20 protein-coding genes are annotated in these 18,823 nt (G+C 63.2%); 13 read left to right on the plus strand and 7 right to left on the minus strand.

What is annotated here, in order from left to right; all coding sequences use genetic code 11:
* The first annotated feature begins 112 nt into the window (after nucleotides 1-112).
* The 4 genes from OKW20_RS29470 to OKW20_RS29485 all read left to right on the plus strand — a co-directional run bounded on the left by OKW20_RS29470 (nucleotide 113) and on the right by OKW20_RS29485 (nucleotide 1,474).
* On the plus strand, nucleotides 113-268 hold the full coding sequence (locus OKW20_RS29470) for a hypothetical protein (RefSeq protein WP_089044838.1): 156 nt from the start codon (nucleotides 113-115) through the stop codon (nucleotides 266-268).
* 78 nt (nucleotides 269-346) lie between these two features.
* On the plus strand, nucleotides 347-649 hold the full coding sequence (locus tag OKW20_RS29475; RefSeq protein WP_429177945.1) for a hemerythrin domain-containing protein: 303 nt from the start codon (nucleotides 347-349) through the stop codon (nucleotides 647-649).
* Nucleotides 643-774: a hypothetical protein gene (locus OKW20_RS29480; RefSeq protein WP_429177947.1), complete on the plus strand. Its 132-nt coding sequence runs from the start codon at nucleotides 643-645 to the stop codon at nucleotides 772-774. Before OKW20_RS29475 ends, OKW20_RS29480 begins: the two co-directional genes overlap by 7 nt.
* A 10-nt stretch (nucleotides 775-784) precedes the next feature.
* Nucleotides 785-1,474 carry an NnrU family protein gene (locus OKW20_RS29485; RefSeq protein WP_429177949.1) on the plus strand — a complete coding sequence of 230 codons (690 nt, stop codon included), beginning with the start codon at nucleotides 785-787 and terminating at the stop codon, nucleotides 1,472-1,474.
* Between the two features lies 1 nt (nucleotide 1,475).
* Here OKW20_RS29485 and OKW20_RS29490 read toward each other — a convergent pair whose 3' ends face one another.
* On the minus strand, nucleotides 1,476-2,066 hold the full coding sequence (locus OKW20_RS29490) for a UbiX family flavin prenyltransferase (RefSeq protein WP_429177951.1): 591 nt from the start codon (nucleotides 2,064-2,066) through the stop codon (nucleotides 1,476-1,478).
* 4 nt (nucleotides 2,067-2,070) lie between these two features.
* Nucleotides 2,071-3,573, minus strand: coding sequence for a UbiD family decarboxylase (locus tag OKW20_RS29495; protein WP_429177953.1), 1,503 nt, complete (start codon nucleotides 3,571-3,573; stop codon nucleotides 2,071-2,073).
* 115 nt (nucleotides 3,574-3,688) lie between these two features.
* Here OKW20_RS29495 and ubiT point away from each other — a divergent pair, with 115 nt between their 5' ends.
* From ubiT to ubiV, 3 genes are read left to right on the plus strand one after another with little or no spacing between them, the layout of a single operon-like run.
* Entirely contained in the window at nucleotides 3,689-4,207 is a 519-nt protein-coding gene (gene ubiT / locus OKW20_RS29500) for a ubiquinone anaerobic biosynthesis accessory factor UbiT (protein WP_429177955.1), read from the plus strand.
* Nucleotides 4,198-5,175, plus strand: a complete 978-nt coding sequence (gene ubiU / locus OKW20_RS29505; protein ID WP_429177957.1) for a ubiquinone anaerobic biosynthesis protein UbiU — start codon at nucleotides 4,198-4,200, stop codon at nucleotides 5,173-5,175. The genes ubiT and ubiU overlap by 10 nt, the downstream gene beginning before the upstream one ends.
* A 7-nt stretch (nucleotides 5,176-5,182) precedes the next feature.
* A complete protein-coding gene (gene ubiV / locus OKW20_RS29510; protein ID WP_429177959.1) occupies nucleotides 5,183-6,133 on the plus strand; it encodes a ubiquinone anaerobic biosynthesis protein UbiV in 951 nt (316 codons plus the stop codon).
* 37 nt (nucleotides 6,134-6,170) lie between these two features.
* Here ubiV and OKW20_RS29515 read toward each other — a convergent pair whose 3' ends face one another.
* Both OKW20_RS29515 and OKW20_RS29520 read right to left on the minus strand, forming a co-directional pair.
* The gene (locus tag OKW20_RS29515) at nucleotides 6,171-6,782 is read right to left on the minus strand and encodes an NUDIX domain-containing protein (RefSeq protein ID WP_429177961.1); all 612 of its coding nucleotides are present in this window, start codon (nucleotides 6,780-6,782) and stop codon (nucleotides 6,171-6,173) included.
* 190 nt (nucleotides 6,783-6,972) lie between these two features.
* Complete coding sequence (locus tag OKW20_RS29520; protein ID WP_429177963.1) at nucleotides 6,973-7,959, minus strand: cyclase family protein; 987 nt, start codon at nucleotides 7,957-7,959, stop codon at nucleotides 6,973-6,975.
* A gap of 116 nt (nucleotides 7,960-8,075) precedes the next feature.
* On the opposite strand from OKW20_RS29520, the gene OKW20_RS29525 reads away from it, so the two are divergent.
* The 6 genes from OKW20_RS29525 (at nucleotide 8,076) to OKW20_RS29550 (ending at nucleotide 15,018) form a co-directional block, all read left to right on the plus strand.
* Entirely contained in the window at nucleotides 8,076-8,972 is an 897-nt protein-coding gene (locus OKW20_RS29525) for a LysR family transcriptional regulator (protein ID WP_429177965.1), read from the plus strand.
* Nucleotides 8,973-9,214: 242 nt separating this feature from the next.
* Nucleotides 9,215-10,417 carry an HlyD family secretion protein gene (locus OKW20_RS29530; RefSeq protein WP_429177968.1) on the plus strand — a complete coding sequence of 401 codons (1,203 nt, stop codon included), beginning with the start codon at nucleotides 9,215-9,217 and terminating at the stop codon, nucleotides 10,415-10,417.
* A gap of 70 nt (nucleotides 10,418-10,487) precedes the next feature.
* Nucleotides 10,488-12,080 carry an MDR family MFS transporter gene (locus OKW20_RS29535; protein ID WP_429177999.1) on the plus strand — a complete coding sequence of 531 codons (1,593 nt, stop codon included), beginning with the start codon at nucleotides 10,488-10,490 and terminating at the stop codon, nucleotides 12,078-12,080.
* A gap of 220 nt (nucleotides 12,081-12,300) precedes the next feature.
* Nucleotides 12,301-13,842 (plus strand): sensor histidine kinase, encoded by a 1,542-nt coding sequence (locus OKW20_RS29540; RefSeq protein ID WP_429177970.1) that lies wholly within the window; start codon nucleotides 12,301-12,303, stop codon nucleotides 13,840-13,842.
* Nucleotides 13,839-14,447 (plus strand): response regulator transcription factor, encoded by a 609-nt coding sequence (locus tag OKW20_RS29545; protein WP_429177972.1) that lies wholly within the window; start codon nucleotides 13,839-13,841, stop codon nucleotides 14,445-14,447. Before OKW20_RS29540 ends, OKW20_RS29545 begins: the two co-directional genes overlap by 4 nt.
* An 88-nt stretch (nucleotides 14,448-14,535) precedes the next feature.
* Nucleotides 14,536-15,018: a GlcG/HbpS family heme-binding protein gene (locus OKW20_RS29550; RefSeq protein ID WP_255380998.1), complete on the plus strand. Its 483-nt coding sequence runs from the start codon at nucleotides 14,536-14,538 to the stop codon at nucleotides 15,016-15,018.
* 197 nt (nucleotides 15,019-15,215) lie between these two features.
* On the opposite strand, the gene OKW20_RS29555 is transcribed toward OKW20_RS29550, so the two are convergent.
* The 3 genes from OKW20_RS29555 to OKW20_RS29565 all read right to left on the minus strand — a co-directional run.
* Nucleotides 15,216-17,420 (minus strand): TonB-dependent siderophore receptor, encoded by a 2,205-nt coding sequence (locus OKW20_RS29555; RefSeq protein WP_429177974.1) that lies wholly within the window; start codon nucleotides 17,418-17,420, stop codon nucleotides 15,216-15,218.
* Nucleotides 17,421-17,594: 174 nt separating this feature from the next.
* The gene (locus OKW20_RS29560) at nucleotides 17,595-18,479 is read right to left on the minus strand and encodes a helix-turn-helix domain-containing protein (protein ID WP_429177976.1); all 885 of its coding nucleotides are present in this window, start codon (nucleotides 18,477-18,479) and stop codon (nucleotides 17,595-17,597) included.
* Between the two features lie 116 nt (nucleotides 18,480-18,595).
* The coding region (locus OKW20_RS29565) for a hypothetical protein (RefSeq protein WP_429177978.1) at nucleotides 18,596-18,823 on the minus strand (228 nt) is incomplete at its 5' end.

The raw sequence follows: 18,823 nt of genomic DNA on the forward strand, positions 1-18,823 counted from the left end.
CCGTTGAAAAAACATCGTTCGAGCTAGGCGCGGGCGCTGACCCTGTCTTTGCGATTGAGCAAAGAAGCTGCCAAGGGGCGGGGCTATTGGCTGACGACAAAGGAGCCTTCCGATGACAGACGCACAGATCGGCCTTTCCGTCGCTACCCCCATCATCATCGTCTTCGCCCTCGTGCTCTATCGCATGGGCGTGCTTCAGCGCGGCGCGACGCTGTCGGCGATCCTCTCCTCCGTTGCTATCGCCATCGTTCTCTTTCTCGATCGCTGATCTGCAAACTTTGAGAAATGTCAAAGAGGATCATGGCCGTCGGGTGTAGTTCGAACCAACACGCAACGGAGCAGATCGATGCAGCAGCAATTTTCAGAACATCACGAGCTGGGGCAGGCTTATCGCGAGCTTTTGTCCCTGTGTGATCGCCTCGAGACGCTTGCCGATTCCATCCCGCGCCGCATCGACCTGACGAGCTGCCGCATGATCATGACGGAGCTGCCGGAGAAGCTGAGGCGTGTCCACGCGCTGGAGGAGATGATTCTGTTTCCGGCGGTTGAAGATCAGCCGATGGACGACGGTCGCGACGCCTTGATCGCGCGGCTGCGCGCCGAGCATGACCAGGACGATCGGGCAGCCGTCGAACTGTGCGCGTGCTGAAGGCTGTGCTCGACAACAGGGCATCGCTCAGCTGGGATGCGATCGGCTACATGCTGCGGGGCTTCTTCGAAACTGTTCGCCGCCATGTCGCAACAGAGCGCCTGCTTCTCTGGCGCCATGCGTGAGACAACCGATATGACCTATTTTCTCCTCGCCTTCGCCGTCTTCCTGCTGCTCCATCTGGTGCCGGCCTGGCCGGCCCTGCGCCAAGGGCTGATTGACCGGCTCGGCCGCTCGACCTATTTCGCGGTCTATTCGCTTCTGTCCGTGCTCGCTCTCGGCTTCGTCTTTCACGCGGCCCTTCAGCTCGATTTCATCCCGCTCTGGGAACCGGCAGCCTGGCAGGCCTGGGTAACCTTCGTGCTGGCACCACTCGGCATCTTTCTCGTGCTGGCCGGCCTCTTCAGCGAGAACGCACTGTCGATCTCGATCTATCGGGGAAACGAACGGCCCGGCGCCATCGTGACGATCACCCGCCACCCGGTGCTCTGGGGCTTCCTGCTCTGGGCCGCCGGCCACATCGTGCCCAATGGCGACCTGCGCGCGCTGGTGCTTTTCGGCGGTTTCGCGCTGTTTTCCGTCGGTGGTTTCTTCATGCTTGAAAAGCGCGCCCGCCGACGTTTGGGCGAGAGCTGGCAAGCGGCCTCGAAGGGCACGTCAGTCTGGCCCTTTGCAGCGATCATCCGGGGCGAAACCCGTTTGCGCGCCGATCCCGTGATGATCATCGCCGCCTTTGCCACCGTCGCGATTGCCGCGTGGCTGTTGCTTGGCGGTCACGAGCTGCTGTTCGGCGCTGATCCGCTGCTTCAGGCCACCCTCTTCTAGATCACGATGATTTTTGGTCTTCACCCTGCCAGGCCACAGCCTGCGGGGTGATCGGCAGCGCCAGCAGGTCGATCGCCCGGGCCGCCAGATGGTCGACGATAGCCGCGACGCTCTCAGGCCGATGATAGAAGGCCGGCACCGGCGGCATGACAATCGCCCCCATTTCGGTGACGGCGCACATGTTGCGCAAGTGACCGAGATGCAGCGGCGTCTCGCGTGCCATCAGCACCAGCCTGCGCCGCTCCTTCAGATGCACGTCGGCTGCACGCACCACGAGGTTATCGGCCATGCCGGCAGAGATCGCCGCAAGTGTGCGCATGGAGCACGGCGCCACGATCATGCCGGCCGTCGAAAACGACCCGCTCGCAATCGTCGCGCCGATATCGGCATGGTCATAGGCCCGGGCGGCCAGACGCAGCAGGTACGAAAGAGCCTCTGTGCCGACCTCGTGTGCGAGTGTGCGATGCGCCGCCGGCGACAGGACCAGATGCAGCTCGACGCTTTCGATTTCGCTGAGCCGCTCGGCGATGCGAACGGCAATCGCCGCACCCGAAGCGCCGGTGACACCAAGGACGATCTTCAACCGGTTCATCGCGTCAGCCTCCAAGCCCGAGATCGGCCCAGATCGCATCGACCTGGCTCTGGATATGCGGCGACATTTCGAGCACCCTTCCCCATTCGCGGTCGGTCTCGGCGCCGATCTTGTTGGTGGCGTCGAGCCCGAGCTTGCCGCCGAGGCCGGAGCGCGGCGACGCGAAGTCGAGATAGTCGATCGGTGTCCCCTCGATCACGGTCACGTCGCGGCTGGCATCGAAGCGGGTGGCAAGCGCCCACATAACGTCGGACCAGTTGCGCACGTCGATATCCGGATCGACGGCGATAATTAGCTTGGTGTAGCTGAACTGCGGTAGGACAGACCAAAGCCCCATCATCACGCGCTTGGCCTGTCCCGGATAACGCTTGTCGATCGAAACGACCATGGCTCTGTAGGAGCAGGCTTCGGGTGGCAGCCAGAGATCGGTTATCTCCGGAAACTGCTTGCGAACAAGCGGCACGAACAGCCGGTTCATCGCCTCTCCGAGCCGCGAAGGCTCGTCCGGCGGTCGGCCGGTATAGGTGGAAAGATAGAGCGGATTCCGGCGCATGGTGATCGCCGACAGACGCATGACCGGGAACGGCTCCACCGAATTATAATAGCCGGTGTGATCGCCATAGGGGCCCTCCTCCGAGGTTTCACTCGCTGAGACCATCCCCTCCAGCACGATCTCCGCATTGGCCGGCACCGAAAGCGGCACGGTCTTCGCGTTGACGAGTTGCGTCCTGCCGCGCCGAAGCAGCCCTGCGAAATTCAGTTCGCTCAAGCCATCGGGCAGCGGCATGACCGCAGAAAGTATCGTCGCCGGGTCGGCACCGATGACGACGGCGATCGGCATGTCCTGACCCAGGCGCTGCCACAAGCGATGGTGACGGGCGCCGCCGCGGTGGGCGAGCCAGCGCACGATGGCACGATCGGACCCCAGCACCTGCATGCGATAAATCCCGACATTGACATCGAGCGGATCATCCGGCGCGCGGGTTATCACCAGCGGCCAGGTGATGAGCGGCGCCGGCTCGCCCGGCCAGCACCATTGAACCGGCAGGCGTCCGAGGTCGATTTCCTGATCGCGCCAGACGACCTCCTGACACAGCGCACGCGTTACCTTTCGTGGCCGCATATACATCGCCGATCGGAGCAGAGGCAGCCGATCCCAGGCGTCGCGCAGCGACTGCGGCGCTCTCGGATCGCGCAGTTCCGCAAGTTCACCCGCAAGCGCATCGAGCCCGCCCGGCGCCAAACCGAAACCACGCTCGATCCGGCGTTCCGACCCGAAGAGATTGGTCAGAAGCGGGATCGGCTGTGCGGCGCCCGTCGCATCGACCGGCCGCTCGAAGAAAAGCGCCGGCCCGTCGGCGGCAAGCACGCGGCGGTGGATTTCGGTCACCTCATGCACCAGCGAAACCGGTCGCGAAATCCGCTTCAAATCGCCTTCGCGCTCGAGCGCGTCGACAAAATCCTGAAGCGTTGCAAAGCCCTTGGACGGGCGAAAGGTCCTGTTCATGGAGCCTGTTTGTGGCGGCGAATGGCCCTTGTCTTTGACGTGGCGCAAACAACGGTCGGCAGCGGGCGACTAGCATGCGTCGCATCGTTCGATTCCGACGCTCCACAGGTAGCAAATGACACTTCCGCTCGCGATCACCGCCCCCCTAAGCTTCGTTCCCATCATCGCCATCGAAAGCATGGTGCAGCGCGTCTTTGCCCGCGTGATCGAGAGCCATCCGGGCCTCTTCGACCGTCTCGCGGATCACGCAGCCAAGCGCTACGCCTTCCTGCCGTCGGACCTGCCGATCGGCTTCCTTGTCGAACCCGACGTGCCGCGCATCACCGTGCATCGCAAGGAGCGCGCGCCAGTTTCCGATGCCTGCATGGAAGGCGAACTCGTGCTGCTTCTGGCGCTGCTCGAGGGCCGCATCGACGGCGACGCCGTCTTCTTCTCGCGCGATCTTGCCGTCAGTGGCGACATGGAGGCGATGCTGGCGCTGCGCAACGCGCTCGACGACTGCGAGATCGACCTTCCAAGCGATCTCGCCGACATGGCCGGGCCGCTGGCGCCGCTCGTGCGCCGCGCGGGAGAACAGATCCGCGAGCGCGCGCTTGGCCGTGTTCTCAAGGAAGAGGCTCCCCGATGGAACTGATCTGCCCCGCCGGCACGCCCGCCGCCTTCCGCGAAGCCGTCGATGCCGGCGCCGACGCGGTTTATTGCGGTTTTCGCGACGAGACGAACGCCCGCAATTTTCCGGGCCTGAACTTCTCCCGCGACGAACTTCGGACGGCCATTGCCTATGCCAAACAGCGCAGGGTGATGACCTTCGTCGCGATCAACACCTTCATGCGCGCCGGCCAGGAGACGCTCTGGCATCAGGCGGTGGATGATGCCGCAGCACTTGGCGCCGATGCCGTCATCCTCGCCGATTTCGGCCTGATGGCCTACACGGTCGAACGCCATCCGCAGCAGCGGCTGCATGTTTCCGTCCAGGCCTCGGCGTCGAACGCCGATGCCGTGCGCTTCCTCGTCGAAGCTTTTGCGGCAAAACGCGTTGTGCTGCCGCGCACGCTGACGATCGCCGACATCGCCCGCCTTGCCAGGCAGATCGATTGCGAGATCGAAGTCTTTGCCTTCGGCGGCCTCTGCGTCATGGCCGAGGGGCGTTGTTCGCTCTCTTCCTACGCCACAGGCAAGTCGCCCAACATGAACGGTGTCTGCTCGCCCGCGAGCCATGTGCGCTACCGCCAGGACGGACGCGAGCTGGTGTCCGAGCTCGGCGATTACACCATCAACCGCTTCCCGGCGGGCGAAGCGGCCGGCTATCCGACGCTCTGCAAGGGCCGTTTCGACATTGCCGATGAACGCGGCTACGCCTTCGAAGATCCGGTTTCGCTCGACGTCATGGACCATATCGATGCGCTGCGCGCTGCTGGCGTCAGCGCGCTGAAGATCGAGGGCCGGCAGCGCGGCAAGGCCTATGTCGCCGAGGTCGTCTCGGTCATGCGGCGGGCGCTGACCGCCGGCGTCGCCGAGCGACCTGCCTTGGTGTCGCGGCTGAAGGCGCTCAGCGAAGGCCAGAAGACAACGACGGGCGCCTACGAAAAGCGCTGGAGGTAATCGGCCCATGACCATATCGACAAGCCCATCCAAACCCGTCCTGAGCCTCGGCCCGGTCTACTATCTCTGGGACGGCCCCAAATGGCGCGACTTCTACTTCCGCATCGCCGACGAGGCTCCGATCGCCCATGTGACGATCGGCGAAGCCGTCTGCTCGAAGCGGCTGCATTTCATCGAGCCGCATGTCGCCGAGGTCATCGAGCGGCTGGAGAATGCCGGCAAACAAATGAGCCTCGCCTCGCTCGCGCTGGTGACGCTGGAACGCGAAAGCCAGTTCGTGCGCGCGCTGGTGCGCGACAGCGCCCATCCAATCGAGGCCAATGACCTATCCGCACTGCATCTGCTTGCCGGCAGGCCGCATTCGATCGGGCCGCTGGTCAACGTCTACAATGGTCCCACGGCAAGGCTGTTGGCAGCGAGAGGGGCCACCAGCATCTGTCTGCCGCCGGAACTGCCAATGGCGTCGGTGCGCGGCATCATTGCCGAGAACCCCACGGTGAATTTCGAGGTCTTCGCCTTCGGCCGCGTGCCGCTGGCGATTTCGGCGCGCTGCGCCCATGCCCGCTCCAAGGGGCTGATCAAGGACAATTGCCAGTTCATCTGTGGCGAAGATCCGGATGGCCTGACCGTCGAGACCCTCGACAGCCAGCCCTTCCTGGCGCTGAACGGCGTCCAGACCATGTCACACACCTGCCAGTCGCTGATGCAGGAACTGCCGGAGCTTACCGCCGCCGGCGTTTCCCGCATTCGGCTGTCGCCGCAGGATTGCGACATGGCAGCCGTGGCGCACATCTTCGACGATGTCATCTCCGGGCGGCGCTCACCGCGTGAGGCACAGGCGGATCTTGCCGATGTCTATCCGGACAGACCGTTTTCGAATGGTTTCCACCACGGTCACACGGGAGCGGCCTGGATCTCCGTAGACGCTGGAGCGGCAGCACGCTCGTCGGTCACCTAGCAGTGTTCCGACCGCCGGCTCTGGCGACGCGATCGCCTCAGCCTGCCACTGCAGCAATCGGGGTTGAGCCGGGGAACAGGTTCAAGGCGGCATATTGCAACAGCATGATCGTCTTGCCGTCGCGAATGGCGCCAGAGCTGATCATCGCAAGCGCTTGATCGATGCCGATTTCAAGGACGGCGATATCCTCTCCTTCGTCTTCATTGCCGCCACCTTGCGACGTGCGGTCGCCGGGCTGATACTCGCCGACGAAGAAATGCAGGCGCTCCGTAACCGATCCGGGGCTCATGAAGGCGTCGAAAACCTGTCGTACGTCGCGCACGCGAAAGCCCGTCTCCTCCTCCGTTTCCGCGCGGATGCGCGCTTCCGGTTCGGCATTGTCGAGCAGTCCCGCCGGCGCCTCGACGAGCAGATCGTCGTGGCCGTTGACGAAGGCCGGATAGCGAAACTGCCGGGTCAGGATCACGGTGCGGCGGACCGGATCGTAGAGCAGGATCGTCGCGCCGTTGCCGCGATCGTAGGTCTCCCGTGACTGCCGCTGCCAGCTCCCGTCGCCACGCAGAAAGGAAAAGGTGGTCTTCTTCAGGACGTACCAATCATCCGAGAGAATGGTGACGTCTTCCACTTGAATCCGGTGCGCAATGCTCATCCTGCCCTCCATGACAAGGCTATCGTTTGGTCGGGCAATTTCGTGCATTTTCGTGCAATGTCAAGATTTATCATGCATCGACGTCGCCGTGCGACAGGTACTTCGGCGGCGCTTGTTTCAGAAATGGCGATTGCCGCGGTCTCAATCCCGCGGCAATCGCGTCAGCGGATTATGACCTAACGGCATCCGCCTATCGCAACGGGAATGCGACCGGCCGGATCGGGGCTGCATCCGCGCCGCGGAACTTCAGCGACGCGCCGACAAAGGCGAACTCGTAGATCCGGTCCCTGGACAGTTGTTCGAGATTGATGAGTTCGATGATCGGGGCGCCTTGCTGCGCGAGCAGGTAGGTGTGCACGGGAATGTAGTTGTTTTCCGTCTCGGCCGGGAAGGCTTCGAAGCTTAGGTTATCTGCGCCCACCACCATGGCGCCGCCGTCCTCGACGAGGAACTTTGCCGCGTCGATGCTGAGGCCGGGAGGATTGCTCATATAGGCGGACTTGTTTTCGTAGTTCTGCATCCGCCCCGTGCGGATCAAGGCGACATCGCCCTCCGCCAGCGTCACGCCCTGACTTTTCAGCGCTTCTTCGAGATCCTTGCGGGTGATCCGGTAGTTGTCGGGCAGCATCTGCATGCCCTTGGCCGCAGCAACGTCGATCATCACGCCGCGCGCGACGATCGGCGGCAGTTTTTCGGCGCCGGTGACGGTCCAGCCCTGGTCCCCGAGGTGGTCGGCGGCGGCATAGCCGTTCCAGATCTTGCCGTTCAGGCCGAAGTGATTGAGCGCGTCGATGTGCGTGCCCATATGCGCATACATCGACACCGCAGAGCCGCTGTAGCTGACATGCGTGTTCATCTCCTTGCCGACCTTCATCGGATCGGAGACCAGGGTGCCATTCGGCGTGTGCGTCATCCACATCTGATAGGGCGGGTCGCCAGCTGCCTCCCAGCTGGGCATGCCGATGAAATACTCGACCGCGAGGTCGTAGGACTTGTTCCCTTCGATCCGCGACAGAATGGCAGCGCGGGATTCCGGGGTAATCAGGTTGAGCCGACCGATCTCGTCCTTCGGCCCCCACGGGCTCTTGCCGACCTCCTGCGCGAGGGCCGTGCCGCCAAAGAGGCCGGCGACGAGAGAAGCGACCATGAGACGCTCCAGGGCTGTGGTGTTGAACATGATGAACTCCTTCTTCTGGTCTTCCCGCGACATCAGGAAGCTGGGTTCACCTTATTGCTGGCGCTGGCGCGAATAATCAGCGATGGATGGAAAACATAATTCGCTCTGGAGAAAATATGGACCTGTTGGCTGCCATGCGTTCGTTCCGACGCGTCATAGAGCTTCAGAGCTTCAACAAGGCGGCCGAAGAACTCGGACAGTCGAACGCCTCGATCAGCAAGCAGATCCGGCAACTGGAAGAGCGCCTGGGGACGGTGCTCATCGTGCGCACGACCCGGCGGATGAGCCTGTCGGAAAACGGGCGCGCCTACTTTTCCGAATGCTGCCGGCTCCTGGACGAGCTCGACCATCTGGAGCGCACCACGTCCGGCGAAGCCGGCGAAATCAACGGCCGGCTGCGGCTCAATGCGCCGCTGTCCTTCGGCCTGACGGTGCTTGCGCCCATGCTCGCGCGCTTCATGGCGCTGCATCCGCAGCTGAAAGTGGACATGACGCTCGACGACCACGTGCTCGACGTCGTTTCGGAAGGCTTCGACGTTTCCATCCGGGTGCGCGCGACGCTGACGGATTCGTCGCTGATCGCCCGGCGGCTCGGCGACATCGGCCAAGTCATCTGTGCCGCCCCGTCGTATCTCGCGGACAACGGCACGCCCGCAGCCGTTGGCGACCTCAAGAGCCACCATTGCCTCACCTATCGCCTGGCTGACCAACCCGGCAGCTGGCGGCTGGAAGGGCCCGACGGCGCCGTCATGATCGACCTGCCCACGCGTTTCGTCGCCGACAACAGCCTGATGCTCAGCGAAATGATCCAGGCGGGCATCGGCATTGGCGTGTTGCCCTCCTTCATCGCGAAGCCCTTGCTCGCCGAGGGCAAGCTCTGCCAACTCCTCCCCGGCCACAGGCTCGCCGAGCGCGGCATCTACGTGGTCTATCCCACCAATCGTCTGTTGCTGCCCAAGGTGAAGGTCTTCACCGAGTTTCTGGCGAACGAGATGCGACAGGCCGGGCTTTAGGGGCCTGGCCTGTCGTTGCCTCGGAAACTCGGTCGCGCAGCATGTGCGCCCAGCAGGCACCCTCGATCCCGAACGCCTCATAATCATGTTACCTGGGTGACAGCCCATCTTATGGAACATCCAAACTTTCCAAATTCGTTTGACAGTAAATGGCGGCGCGAATATTTTGGAAAGCATAGAGTTTCGTTATTTGGCCAGCCGTTCAATTCGACGCGCGCCACACCGGTGAAAGGAACCGGAAAATGAGCCAGCAGTCATTCAGCATCGAAAATGCCCAGCCCGTGGAAACGATGGAGGCCGTGCCCGGCATGGAGGCACAGCGGACGCTCACAGCCAACCCGACCGCGGCAGCCACAAACGCCGCGGGAACCCGTAAGCGCTGGCTTCGCAATCTGCTTTTCGCCTCCGTCGCCATCGCCGCAGTTGCCGGCGGGGTCGATTTCGGTTGGGCCTACTGGACGACGGGTCGCTTCGAAGTGGCGACAGACGACGCCTATGTGAAGGCCGACAGCACGACGATTGCCCCGAAGGTCTCGGGCCATGTCGCTGAGGTCCTGGTCACCGACAACCAGCAGGTTAAGGCCGGACAGGTTCTCGCCCGCATCGACGACCGCGACTTCAGGGTCAGCCTCGAACAGGCCAAGGCCGGGGTCGAAGCCGCGGAGGCCAACATCGCAAACAAGCAGTCGGCGCTCGTCGCTCAGCAATCCGTGATCGAGTCGGCCAAGGCGACGGTCGAGGCCGACAAGGCCGACCAGACATTCGCCGAGCAGGACGACAGGCGCTATTCGGAGCTCGCAAGGCAAGGGTTCGGCACATTGCAGAACGCGCAACAGGCGGCCTCACGCATTGCCGCCGCACGGGCTGCGGTGACGCGCGACACGGCAGCGCTCGCAAGCGCGGTCAAGCAGCTCGACGTGATCAAGGCCGAGGTCGCGCAGGCAATGGCCGCGCTCGACAGCGCGAAGGCGGCCGAGCACCAGGCCGAGCTCAATCTTTCCTACACCGCGCTCGCAGCGCCGATCGACGGCGTGATCGGCAACCGCACCTTGCGTGTCGGCCAATACGTGCAGGCCGGGACGCAGCTGATGGCGATCGTGCCGACGCACGCGGCCTATATCGTAGCCAACTACAAGGAAACGCAGCTTGCCGATGTCGTTCCTGGCCAGACCGTGGCGATAGAGGTGGACACGTTTCCGGGCCAGGTGTTCGAGGGCCACGTCGACAGCATCTCGCCGGCAAGCGGCCAGGAATTTGCGCTGCTGCCGCCCGACAACGCGACCGGCAACTTCACCAAGGTGGTGCAGCGCATCCCCGTCAAGATCGTGCTCGACCGCAACAGTCCGCTCGACGTGGTGCTGCGGCCCGGCATGTCCGTCTACCCGACGATCGACACCCGGACCGCAGGAACGACGGTGGCCTCCGTGCCGGCAAGCCTAAACTGAAGGACGCTCAGGCGCCGTTCCCAGCCTCAAGCGCTGGCAGGAGGATGCAATGTCCACCACTACGATGCCCATGGTTTCGCCCAGCGTGCGGGAACCCGCAGCGATGTCACCCGACAAGGCAAGCACGACGGCCTGGATTTCCGTGCTGGCCGGCCTGATCGGCGCCTTCATGGCGATCCTCAACATCCAGATCACCAACGCCTCCTTGCTCGATATCGAAGGCGGCATCGGGACCGGCGTCGACAACGGCGCCTGGATATCCACCTCCTATCTCATCGGCGAAATCGTCGTGATCCCGCTCACGGACTATTTGAGCCGCGTCTTCTCGTTCCGGCGCTACATGTTGGCAAACGCGATCCTGTTTCCGCTGTTTTCGGCAGCCTGTGCCTTTGCCCATGATCTTGGCTCGATGATCGCGCTGCGCGGTCTGCAGGGTTTTGCCGGCGGCGTGCTCATTCCAATGGCCTTCACCATGGTGTTGACCCGGCTCCCCAAGGCGCAGCAGCCGCTTGGGCTGGCGCTCTTTGCGCTTTCGGTCACCTTCGCCCCGGCGATCGGCCCGACGATCGGCGGCTACCTCACCGAGAATTACGGCTGGCAGTCGATCTTCTTCGTCAACACCCCACCGAGCCTGGTGATGGTGATTGCGCTCTATTTCACCCTCGAGAAGAAGCCGATGCAATTGTCCCTGCTCAAGCAGGGCGATTGGGCCGGGATCGCCACGATGGCTATCGGCCTTTCGGCACTGCAGACTGTTCTTGAGGAAGGCAACAAGGATGACTGGTTCCAGTCGCCGTTCATCGTCAAGCTCGCTTTGACGGCGGCCGTGTTCCTGATCGGCTTCATCGTTATCGAACTCAAGGTCGAAAAGCCGCTCGTACAGCTGCGCCTGCTCAAGCAGCGCAATTTCGGGGTCGGCGTTCTCGTCAACGTACTCGTCGGCGTCGCCCTGTTCGGTACGGTCTACATCCTGCCGCAGTATCTCGGCCAGGTGCAGCGCTACAATGCCGAACAGATCGGCCTCGTGCTTGCCTGGACCGGGCTGCCGCAGCTTCTCATCATCCCGTTCGTGCCGGCGCTGATGAAACGCTTCGACGCGCGCCATATCGGCTTCGTCGGGATCAGTATCTTCGCAGCCAGCTGTTTCATGAACACGACGCTGTCGCTCGACAGCGCCGGCGACCAGTTCTTCATTCCGAACATCGTGCGCGCCATCGGGCAGGCGCTGGTGCTGACGCCGATCACGGTGATCACCACGGCCCGTATCGCTCCAAGCGACGCGGCCGCCGCCTCTGGCCTGTCGAACATGCTGCGTAATCTCGGCGGCGCTGTGGGCACGGCCACGCTTGCGACGGTGCTGACCAAGCGTGAGCAGTTTCACTCGAACATCATCGGCCAGTCCGTGACCGTCTACCGCGACGAAGTCCGCGACCGGATCGGCGATCTGACCCGGCACTTCATGACGCACGGCGTCACCGACGCCGCAGTCGCGCAGCAAAAGGCAATCGCCGCGATCGCCGCCACGGTTCGCCGGCAGGCACTTATCCTGGGGTTCAGTGATACTTTCGCGGTGATCGGGATCGTGCTGGCGCTCGCAGCCGTCGCATTGCTCTTCACCCGCAAGATCCAACTCGGCGGCGCCGGTGCAGGTGGAGCACACTAAGTCGAAGGCGCAGAAAGAAGGACGTCAGCCGGACTATCAACCGGCACAGCGAGGCCGTGCAGACCCTCAGGGCGAAACTTGTGGTCGCGCGAGAGATGGGCTGAAGCGAGCGGCTGGATTTTCTGTTGTTGCGGTCGTATTTTCTCGGCCGATGCCGTGCTCAGCCGGACAACAAAAGAGCAGGCTGCGCAAGCAGGCCTGCAAATGACAAGAATGATCGATGCTACCGAACAGTCGTCCGTTGCTTGAGCGGCCCTTTTACCTTGTTGCTCTCTGGTGCCTTATCCTGCTGGTCGGGGCGGCAGCCCTTGGCACCCGCGAGCGGCAGGCGCTGGTTGCAGAACTGGAGCAGGAAAGCACCGTGCTCCATGGGCTGGCCTCCCAGCGCGCCGATCAGCACGACGCCCACCTGACGGCGCTTTCGGCCGTGGCGGTTGCGTCAGAGGGGCGCAGGCACGACCTCTTCCTCGATGTCGCCCGCACCATCACCCGCTTCTACCCGCGCATCGACGAAGTCCAGCTCGTCTCGCTCGATCCGGCAACAGAGACCATCGGGACCGGTCCGCTCGACGCAGCGACGGCCGAGCGCATTCGTGCTGCGGCCAAGGCTTCCGACGGCCGGATTGCCCTTCTTCCCCATCCGCAGCGCCCCGATCATTACATGATGGTCAAGCGCAGCCCCAACACAAACGAAGCCCGCTACGGGCTGATGCTTGCGATTGACGCCGGCAAGCTGATCGGCGATGGCGGGCCGTTCTGGTCCAGGCCGAACACCGCCGTCCGGCTTTCACTGCCCGACGGCCACAGCCTGCTTCAGCCGGCGGCACTCCCCGATGCCATCCGCTTTTCCAGGCCGCTCAGCAGCGCGTCGCAACCGCTCGTACTCGAAACCGGCATGGATATCGGCCTCTCCGATATGTTTCCGCCGGTCCGGACGGGTCTGACCCTCGTTGCCCTCACGCTGGCCTATCTCGCCGGATTGGCCGCCTTGCGCCAACGGGCAAGGACCCGCATGGCGGAACAGCAGGCGCGTCTGAGTGCACTCGATTCACGGCTCAGCCACGCCTCACGCGTCAACGCGCTTGGAGAGATGGCAAGCGGCATGGCCCACGAACTGACCCAGCCCCTGACCGCAATCCTCGCCCAGGCGCAGGCAGGGCGCCGCCTGCTCAACCAGGGGAACCACGCGGCCCTTGCCTCCGTGCTCGACGATACCGTCAGCCAGGCGCGCCGGGCCTCCGGCATTCTGGAGCGGTTCCGCAATTGGTCACAGCCGCACGCGACGCCGGTGACTACATTTGATCTGCGTCGGGCGCTTGGCAATGTCGAGGCGCTGCTGGAGCAGGACGCCCGGTCGCGGCAGATCCAACTTGAATTCCGCTTTCCGGAAACGCCCGTAATCGTTACTGGCGATCCCGTTGAAATCGAACAGGTCGCCTTCAATCTGGTGCGCAATGCAATGGAAGCGCTTGACGGCCATGCGAGCGAAACGCCCCGCGTCGTCGTTACCTTGACGCAGGAAGGCACCGGGGTGGTTTTCGATGTCGTGGACAACGGTCCGGGCATTCCCGAAGCGCTGCGCCCGCGCCTGTTCACCCCCTTCATGACGACGCGGGCGGGCGGCACGGGGCTTGGCCTCGCCCTCAGCCAACGCCTGGTGGAACGCGCCGGCGGCGAGATCTCGTTGGTGGCCGGCGACGAGGGTGCAACCTTCCGGGTGACACTGCCCAAAGCGCGGGCGCGACAGGAAGAGACACAATGACCGTTCCCGTCTATCTCGTCGACGACGACGATGCGGTCCGCCGCGCGCTAAGCCTGCTGCTCTCGACGGTCGGCATCAAGGTCATCCCCTTCGGCGATCCGCAGGTTTTTCTCGGGCAGTTGTCGCGCCTAGAGCCGGGCTGCCTGATCCTCGACATCCGCATGCCGGCGATCTCCGGACTGAAGCTGCAGGAAAAGCTCCGTGAAAGTGGCGTCGACTGGCCGACGATCGTCATTTCCGGCCATGGCGATATCGAGGCCTGCCGGCGCGCCTTCCGCAACGGTGCCATCGACTTTCTCTCCAAACCCATCGACGAGCAGGACCTGATCGACGCGATCCACAAGGGGCAGGAAATGCTGGTGCGCACCCTGCAGGCCTGGGCGGAAAAGGCGGAGACGCTTGCCCTCCTGGCGGCACTCACGCAGCGCGAGCGCGAGGTTCTCGACCGCATTGCGGCAGGTTTCACCACGCGCCAGATCGCCGAGGGGCTCGGCCTGTCGCCGCGAACAGTGGAAAGCCATCGCGCCGCGATCGGCGCCAAGCTCGGCAGCACCTCGCAGGCGGAGATGACCCGCATCTGGCTCGAAGGGACGCAAACTCCGTAGAACTACGGATGGTGACGGAAGAGCTACGAATACCGACGGGCGGCGTTCCGCAATAACCTTTCCATATCAACAGGAAAGGAACCCATTGATGATCCGCAATATCGTGCTTGCAGCCGCTCTTCTCGCTCCCGTTGCCGCCACAGCGCAGGAGCTTCCGACCGCCGCCTACCTGCCGCTCGACATGGCCGTCAAGGCTGCCGACGCAGCACTGAAGGCATGCGCCGCAGAAGGCCACAATGTCAGCGTCGCGGTCGTTGCACGTGACGGTTCGACCAAGGTTCTGCTGAAGGCCGACAATGCCGGCCCGCATACCGGAAACAGCGCCCAGGGCAAGGCCTTCACCTCGGCGGCCATGGGTCGCGACACGGCTGGCCTCGGCGAGTTCATTGCTTCGAAGCCCGCCAACGAAGGCCTTCGCGACATGGACGCACGCATGGTCATCCAGGCCGGCGGCGTGCCGATCAAGTTCGGCAAGGCGCTTGTCGGCGGCATCGGTGTCGGCGGCGCGCCGTCGGGCGACGTTGACGCGAACTGCGCAACTGCAGGCCTTGCCGCAATCGGCGCGAAGTAATTCGCTCCAAGGGAGGCTCCCGCCCTTGAAAAGGCGGCGGGCCTCTCCATCTAAAGGCCACTACCCGTTTCGAGTGCTCTCAGTCGTCGGCGCCTTTGGCGTGCGATAGCGGTACTCCGGGTTGAAAACAGGGCGCTCCCCAACACGGGTTGAGCGCCCTGTTTGCTTTTGGCAGATCGTCGATCAGCCGATCGGTCTCACCAGGTCTTGCTGAGCTTCAACGTGACCGTGCGCGCATCGCCATATCCGCAAACAAGCAGGCCGCTGCAGCCGCTGACATAGTCCTTGTCGAACAGGTTGGTGACGTTGAGGGCAGCACCCCAGCCGTCTTTCTCGTAGCGCAGTGCTGCGTCGAAGACCGCCGATGCCGGCACCTTCTTGGTGTTTTCCTTGTCCGCCCAGCTCTCGCCGCGATAGCGCACGCCGGCGCCGAGACTGAGGCCTTCCAGCGCGCCCTGCTGCACCGTGTAGTCGAGCCACAGCGAGGCCTGTGTATCGGGCGCTAGATAGGGCGCCTTGCCGATCAGCGCCCGGTTTGCGTCCTCGGTCACCTCGATATCCATGAAATCGAGACCCGCAATCAGCTTCCAGCTTTCGTCAAGATTGACCTTGCCTTCGAACTCGATGCCGCGGGAACGGACTTCACCGGTCTGGGTGGAGATGCTGGTCAGCGGGTCGGTGACGAGAGCGTTGCGCTTGGTCAGCTGGTAGATGGACGCCGTCAGCACGCCGTCAAAAAAGGTCGGTTCGTACTTGACCCCGGCCTCGAACTGCTCGCCCTCTTCCGGCTTGGTGTTGCCGGTCGCCGTTACCGCCACCACCGGATTGAAGAAGGTCGCGACGCTGACGTAGGGCGTGAGGCCATTGTCGAATTCATAGGCAAGTCCAGCACGGCCGCTGAGCGCGCCTTCGCTGTAGTCGAAGCTCGAATTCTGGGTCGGCGCCCAGAAGGTCGGTCCATTGTCGGTTTTGGTGTCGACATAGTCGTAGCGGCCGTTAAGCGTCACGAGCCAGCCATCGCCGAAGCGGATCTGGTCTTGCGCGTAAACGCCGAGTTGCTGCTGCGTGATCACCTGGTTGATGTAGATGGCGTTGGCCGGCTGCGGCGCGCCATAGACCGGATCGGTGGCGCTGATCGGCGTTCCCGCCGACGACGCCTGGACGTGGTCCAGCCGGAAGAACTTGTAGTCGAGACCAACGAGGACTGTATGTTCAAGCGCTCCCGTCTCGAACTCGCCTTCAAGCCGGTTGTCGATGGCAAACGTATCCACCTTCGAGGTCGCCTCGAAGCCAAGGCGATAAAGCAGATTGCCCGGGGTCGCCGGCGTGTTCGAAACCGGGAAGGGAAGGCTCGGATCGTAGTAGCCGTAGGTGTAAGGCCCGTTTTCGTGCTTGTAGAGATGGCCGTAGCGCAGGTTCTGGCTGAACTGCCAGGCGCTGTCGAACTCGTGCTTGAATTCGTAGCCGAGCATCTGCTGCACGTAGGTTCCGGTATCGATGTCCGGTTCACCGAAGAAGGCCTTGCGATCGATCTTGCCGAAGGATGCGTCGACGACGGAGCCGTTATAGGGCAGGAAGCCGCCGCCGGTATGGACCTGATCGAGGCCCTGTAGCAGGCCGTAGACGGTCAGGCTGGTCGCATCGTCGGGCTCGTAGGTGATCTGCGGTAGAATGAAGCCGCGCAGATCTTCCGAGTGGTCGACATAGTTGTTGCCGCCGGAAACCTTGCCGGTGACGCGGTAGCTGATCGCGTCGTCCAGCTGTCGGTTCACGTCGATGCCGAGAAAGGCATTGCCGTTGTTGTTGATGCCGGTCTCGACATAGGTCGAGTTCTCCGCCTGCGGCCGCTTGCTGATGAGGCTGATGATGCCGCCCGGGTTGGCGCCGCCATAGAGCACGGAAGCCGGACCTTTGAGCACCTCGACACGCTCCAGCATGAAGGGATCGATCTGGAACCCACCGAAGCCATAGGAAAAGAGGTTGAGACCGTCGAGGAAGACGCCGGTCTGCGTCGCGTCGAAGCCGCGGATGTAGAACCAGTCGGTATCCGGGTCGACGCCGAAGGGCTCGGCCATCACGCCCGGCGTGTAGCGCAACGCCTCGTCGACCTTGTTGACGACGCCGCGGTCGTCAAGCTCCTCGCGTCCGATGACGGAAACGCTCTGCGGGATTTCGGCGATCGGCGTTGCGGATTTCGAGCCGGTCGTTGTTGCCTTGGCGACATAGCCATCGACCGGACCGGTCGCATCGCTCTCTGTCCTGGCGCTGGTCGCCTCGATCGTTTCCAACCTCGTCGCCGGCGCATCCTGCGCGATAGCTGCGCCCGCCGCCAGTACCGCGACGGCGGCGACCCCGCTCGCCAGCCATTCCGTCAGCCGTACTGCCTTGCCTCTTACCATCATCTGTCTGTCGTCTCACCCAATCGACCGCAGGGCCTTTCCAGGCGACGCGGCTTACACCCTCTGATAAGATGAGTTTTTATATCAACTATTCGGGCAACTCTTGTCGCGATCGGCGGAAATTGAACGTTCCTGGGCTCTTTACTGCGAACAACTGCTTTGGAAGATGGCACTTGCTCAGGCCGTTCGGTTGCGCTTCCACGCTGCCGGCGTGGCACCTACGACTTTGCGGAACACCCGGGTGAAGTGCGCCTGATCGGAGAAGCCTGTCTCGGCTGCAACCGTCGTCAACGACGCCTCGTTTTTCAGCAACAATTCCTTGGCTCGCTCGACCCGTGCATTGGTCTGCCACTGATGCGGCGCCATGCCGGTCGACGCCTTGAACGCATGGCTGAAATGCGACTGCGACAATCCGGCAAGGGACGCCAACTCCTCCAGGCGGATGTTGCGCCCCCAGTTCTCGTCGATGTACTCGACCGCACGGCGAAGCTGCCAGGCGGCAAGCGGGCTGCGTTTGCGGCCATCGCTGCGGTTGAGCTTCATCAGGTCGATGAACAGGGCGACCGTGAGGCCATCGCCGTAGAGATCGTGCAAGGGCTGTGGGTTGACGCATTCGGCGGCGATCAATTGCGCGAGCTGCAGAAAGCGCTCGTCATGAAACATCAGCCGCGGCGTGTCGCAACGGCCGGCATCGAGATCTTCCGCCAGGCGCCGGCTGAGGACATCGAGATTGAAATGCAAATCGAGGTGGCGGATGCGCCTGACATCGACCATGTCGGCCCAGATTTCCATGCCCGCCGGAATATAGGAAAGCGCCTGCTGGTGCGCGTTCTCGACCGCGCCGCGCCCGTCGGGCGAAAGCCTGACATTGCAGCGGCTACCGCCCTCAGCGTCGAGCACGATGAACATGCGCGGATCATCCGAGAAATAGTGGCCACCTGCCCCCGCCTCGCACTCGACGTCCCAGACATCGGCGATGATGCCGTTCCACTCCCGCCGATTGAGCCCGCCGATCACCTTGAACCCGGAAATCTTGTTCTGCATCCGCGGTTGAAACGACATCCAGGCGTATCCAATGCTCTAGGGACGAGGCGACGCCTCCGGCTAATTCCTTCCTCTATTACTCATCTTTAATGTTTTGCGGAAGCCCCGTCGATAAGGCGACGGGGCTTCCGCCGTCAGAACCGAACGCGTGCACCGACTTTGGCGCCGGCGGCTTGCGAACCGTCGCCCTCGATGTTGAACAGCAGCGAGAAGTCGAGGTCCCAGTTGTCGTTGTTGGAAAGCGCAAGCCCGGCCGAGACCCGCCCGAACAGGCCTTCGCCATCGAGCGACGCAAAGCCGACATCGGCGCCGATCGTCGGCGACAGGATCAGGCCGTTTTCCAGCTCCAGCGTCCGCTCGAC

Source organism: Ensifer sp. LBL (assembly GCF_050435225.1).
Classification (GTDB): Bacteria; Pseudomonadota; Alphaproteobacteria; order Rhizobiales; family Rhizobiaceae; genus Ensifer.

What these genes read in the sequence shown, in the direction of transcription:
- OKW20_RS29470 (WP_089044838.1), top strand. Translation starts at nt 113, where the DNA reads ATGACAGACGCACAGATCGGCCTTTCCGTCGCTACCCCCATCATCATC.
- OKW20_RS29475 (WP_429177945.1), top strand. Translation starts at nt 347, where the DNA reads ATGCAGCAGCAATTTTCAGAACATCACGAGCTGGGGCAGGCTTATCGC.
- OKW20_RS29485 (WP_429177949.1), top strand. Translation starts at nt 785, where the DNA reads ATGACCTATTTTCTCCTCGCCTTCGCCGTCTTCCTGCTGCTCCATCTG.
- OKW20_RS29490 (WP_429177951.1), bottom strand. Translation starts at nt 2,066, where the DNA reads ATGAACCGGTTGAAGATCGTCCTTGGTGTCACCGGCGCTTCGGGTGCG.
- OKW20_RS29495 (WP_429177953.1), bottom strand. Translation starts at nt 3,573, where the DNA reads ATGAACAGGACCTTTCGCCCGTCCAAGGGCTTTGCAACGCTTCAGGAT.
- ubiT (WP_429177955.1), top strand. Translation starts at nt 3,689, where the DNA reads ATGACACTTCCGCTCGCGATCACCGCCCCCCTAAGCTTCGTTCCCATC.
- ubiU (WP_429177957.1), top strand. Translation starts at nt 4,198, where the DNA reads ATGGAACTGATCTGCCCCGCCGGCACGCCCGCCGCCTTCCGCGAAGCC.
- ubiV (WP_429177959.1), top strand. Translation starts at nt 5,183, where the DNA reads ATGACCATATCGACAAGCCCATCCAAACCCGTCCTGAGCCTCGGCCCG.
- OKW20_RS29515 (WP_429177961.1), bottom strand. Translation starts at nt 6,782, where the DNA reads ATGAGCATTGCGCACCGGATTCAAGTGGAAGACGTCACCATTCTCTCG.
- OKW20_RS29520 (WP_429177963.1), bottom strand. Translation starts at nt 7,959, where the DNA reads ATGTTCAACACCACAGCCCTGGAGCGTCTCATGGTCGCTTCTCTCGTC.
- OKW20_RS29525 (WP_429177965.1), top strand. Translation starts at nt 8,076, where the DNA reads ATGGACCTGTTGGCTGCCATGCGTTCGTTCCGACGCGTCATAGAGCTT.
- OKW20_RS29530 (WP_429177968.1), top strand. Translation starts at nt 9,215, where the DNA reads ATGAGCCAGCAGTCATTCAGCATCGAAAATGCCCAGCCCGTGGAAACG.
- OKW20_RS29535 (WP_429177999.1), top strand. Translation starts at nt 10,488, where the DNA reads ATGGTTTCGCCCAGCGTGCGGGAACCCGCAGCGATGTCACCCGACAAG.
- OKW20_RS29540 (WP_429177970.1), top strand. Translation starts at nt 12,301, where the DNA reads ATGCTACCGAACAGTCGTCCGTTGCTTGAGCGGCCCTTTTACCTTGTT.
- OKW20_RS29545 (WP_429177972.1), top strand. Translation starts at nt 13,839, where the DNA reads ATGACCGTTCCCGTCTATCTCGTCGACGACGACGATGCGGTCCGCCGC.
- OKW20_RS29550 (WP_255380998.1), top strand. Translation starts at nt 14,536, where the DNA reads ATGATCCGCAATATCGTGCTTGCAGCCGCTCTTCTCGCTCCCGTTGCC.
- OKW20_RS29555 (WP_429177974.1), bottom strand. Translation starts at nt 17,420, where the DNA reads ATGATGGTAAGAGGCAAGGCAGTACGGCTGACGGAATGGCTGGCGAGC.
- OKW20_RS29560 (WP_429177976.1), bottom strand. Translation starts at nt 18,479, where the DNA reads ATGTCGTTTCAACCGCGGATGCAGAACAAGATTTCCGGGTTCAAGGTG.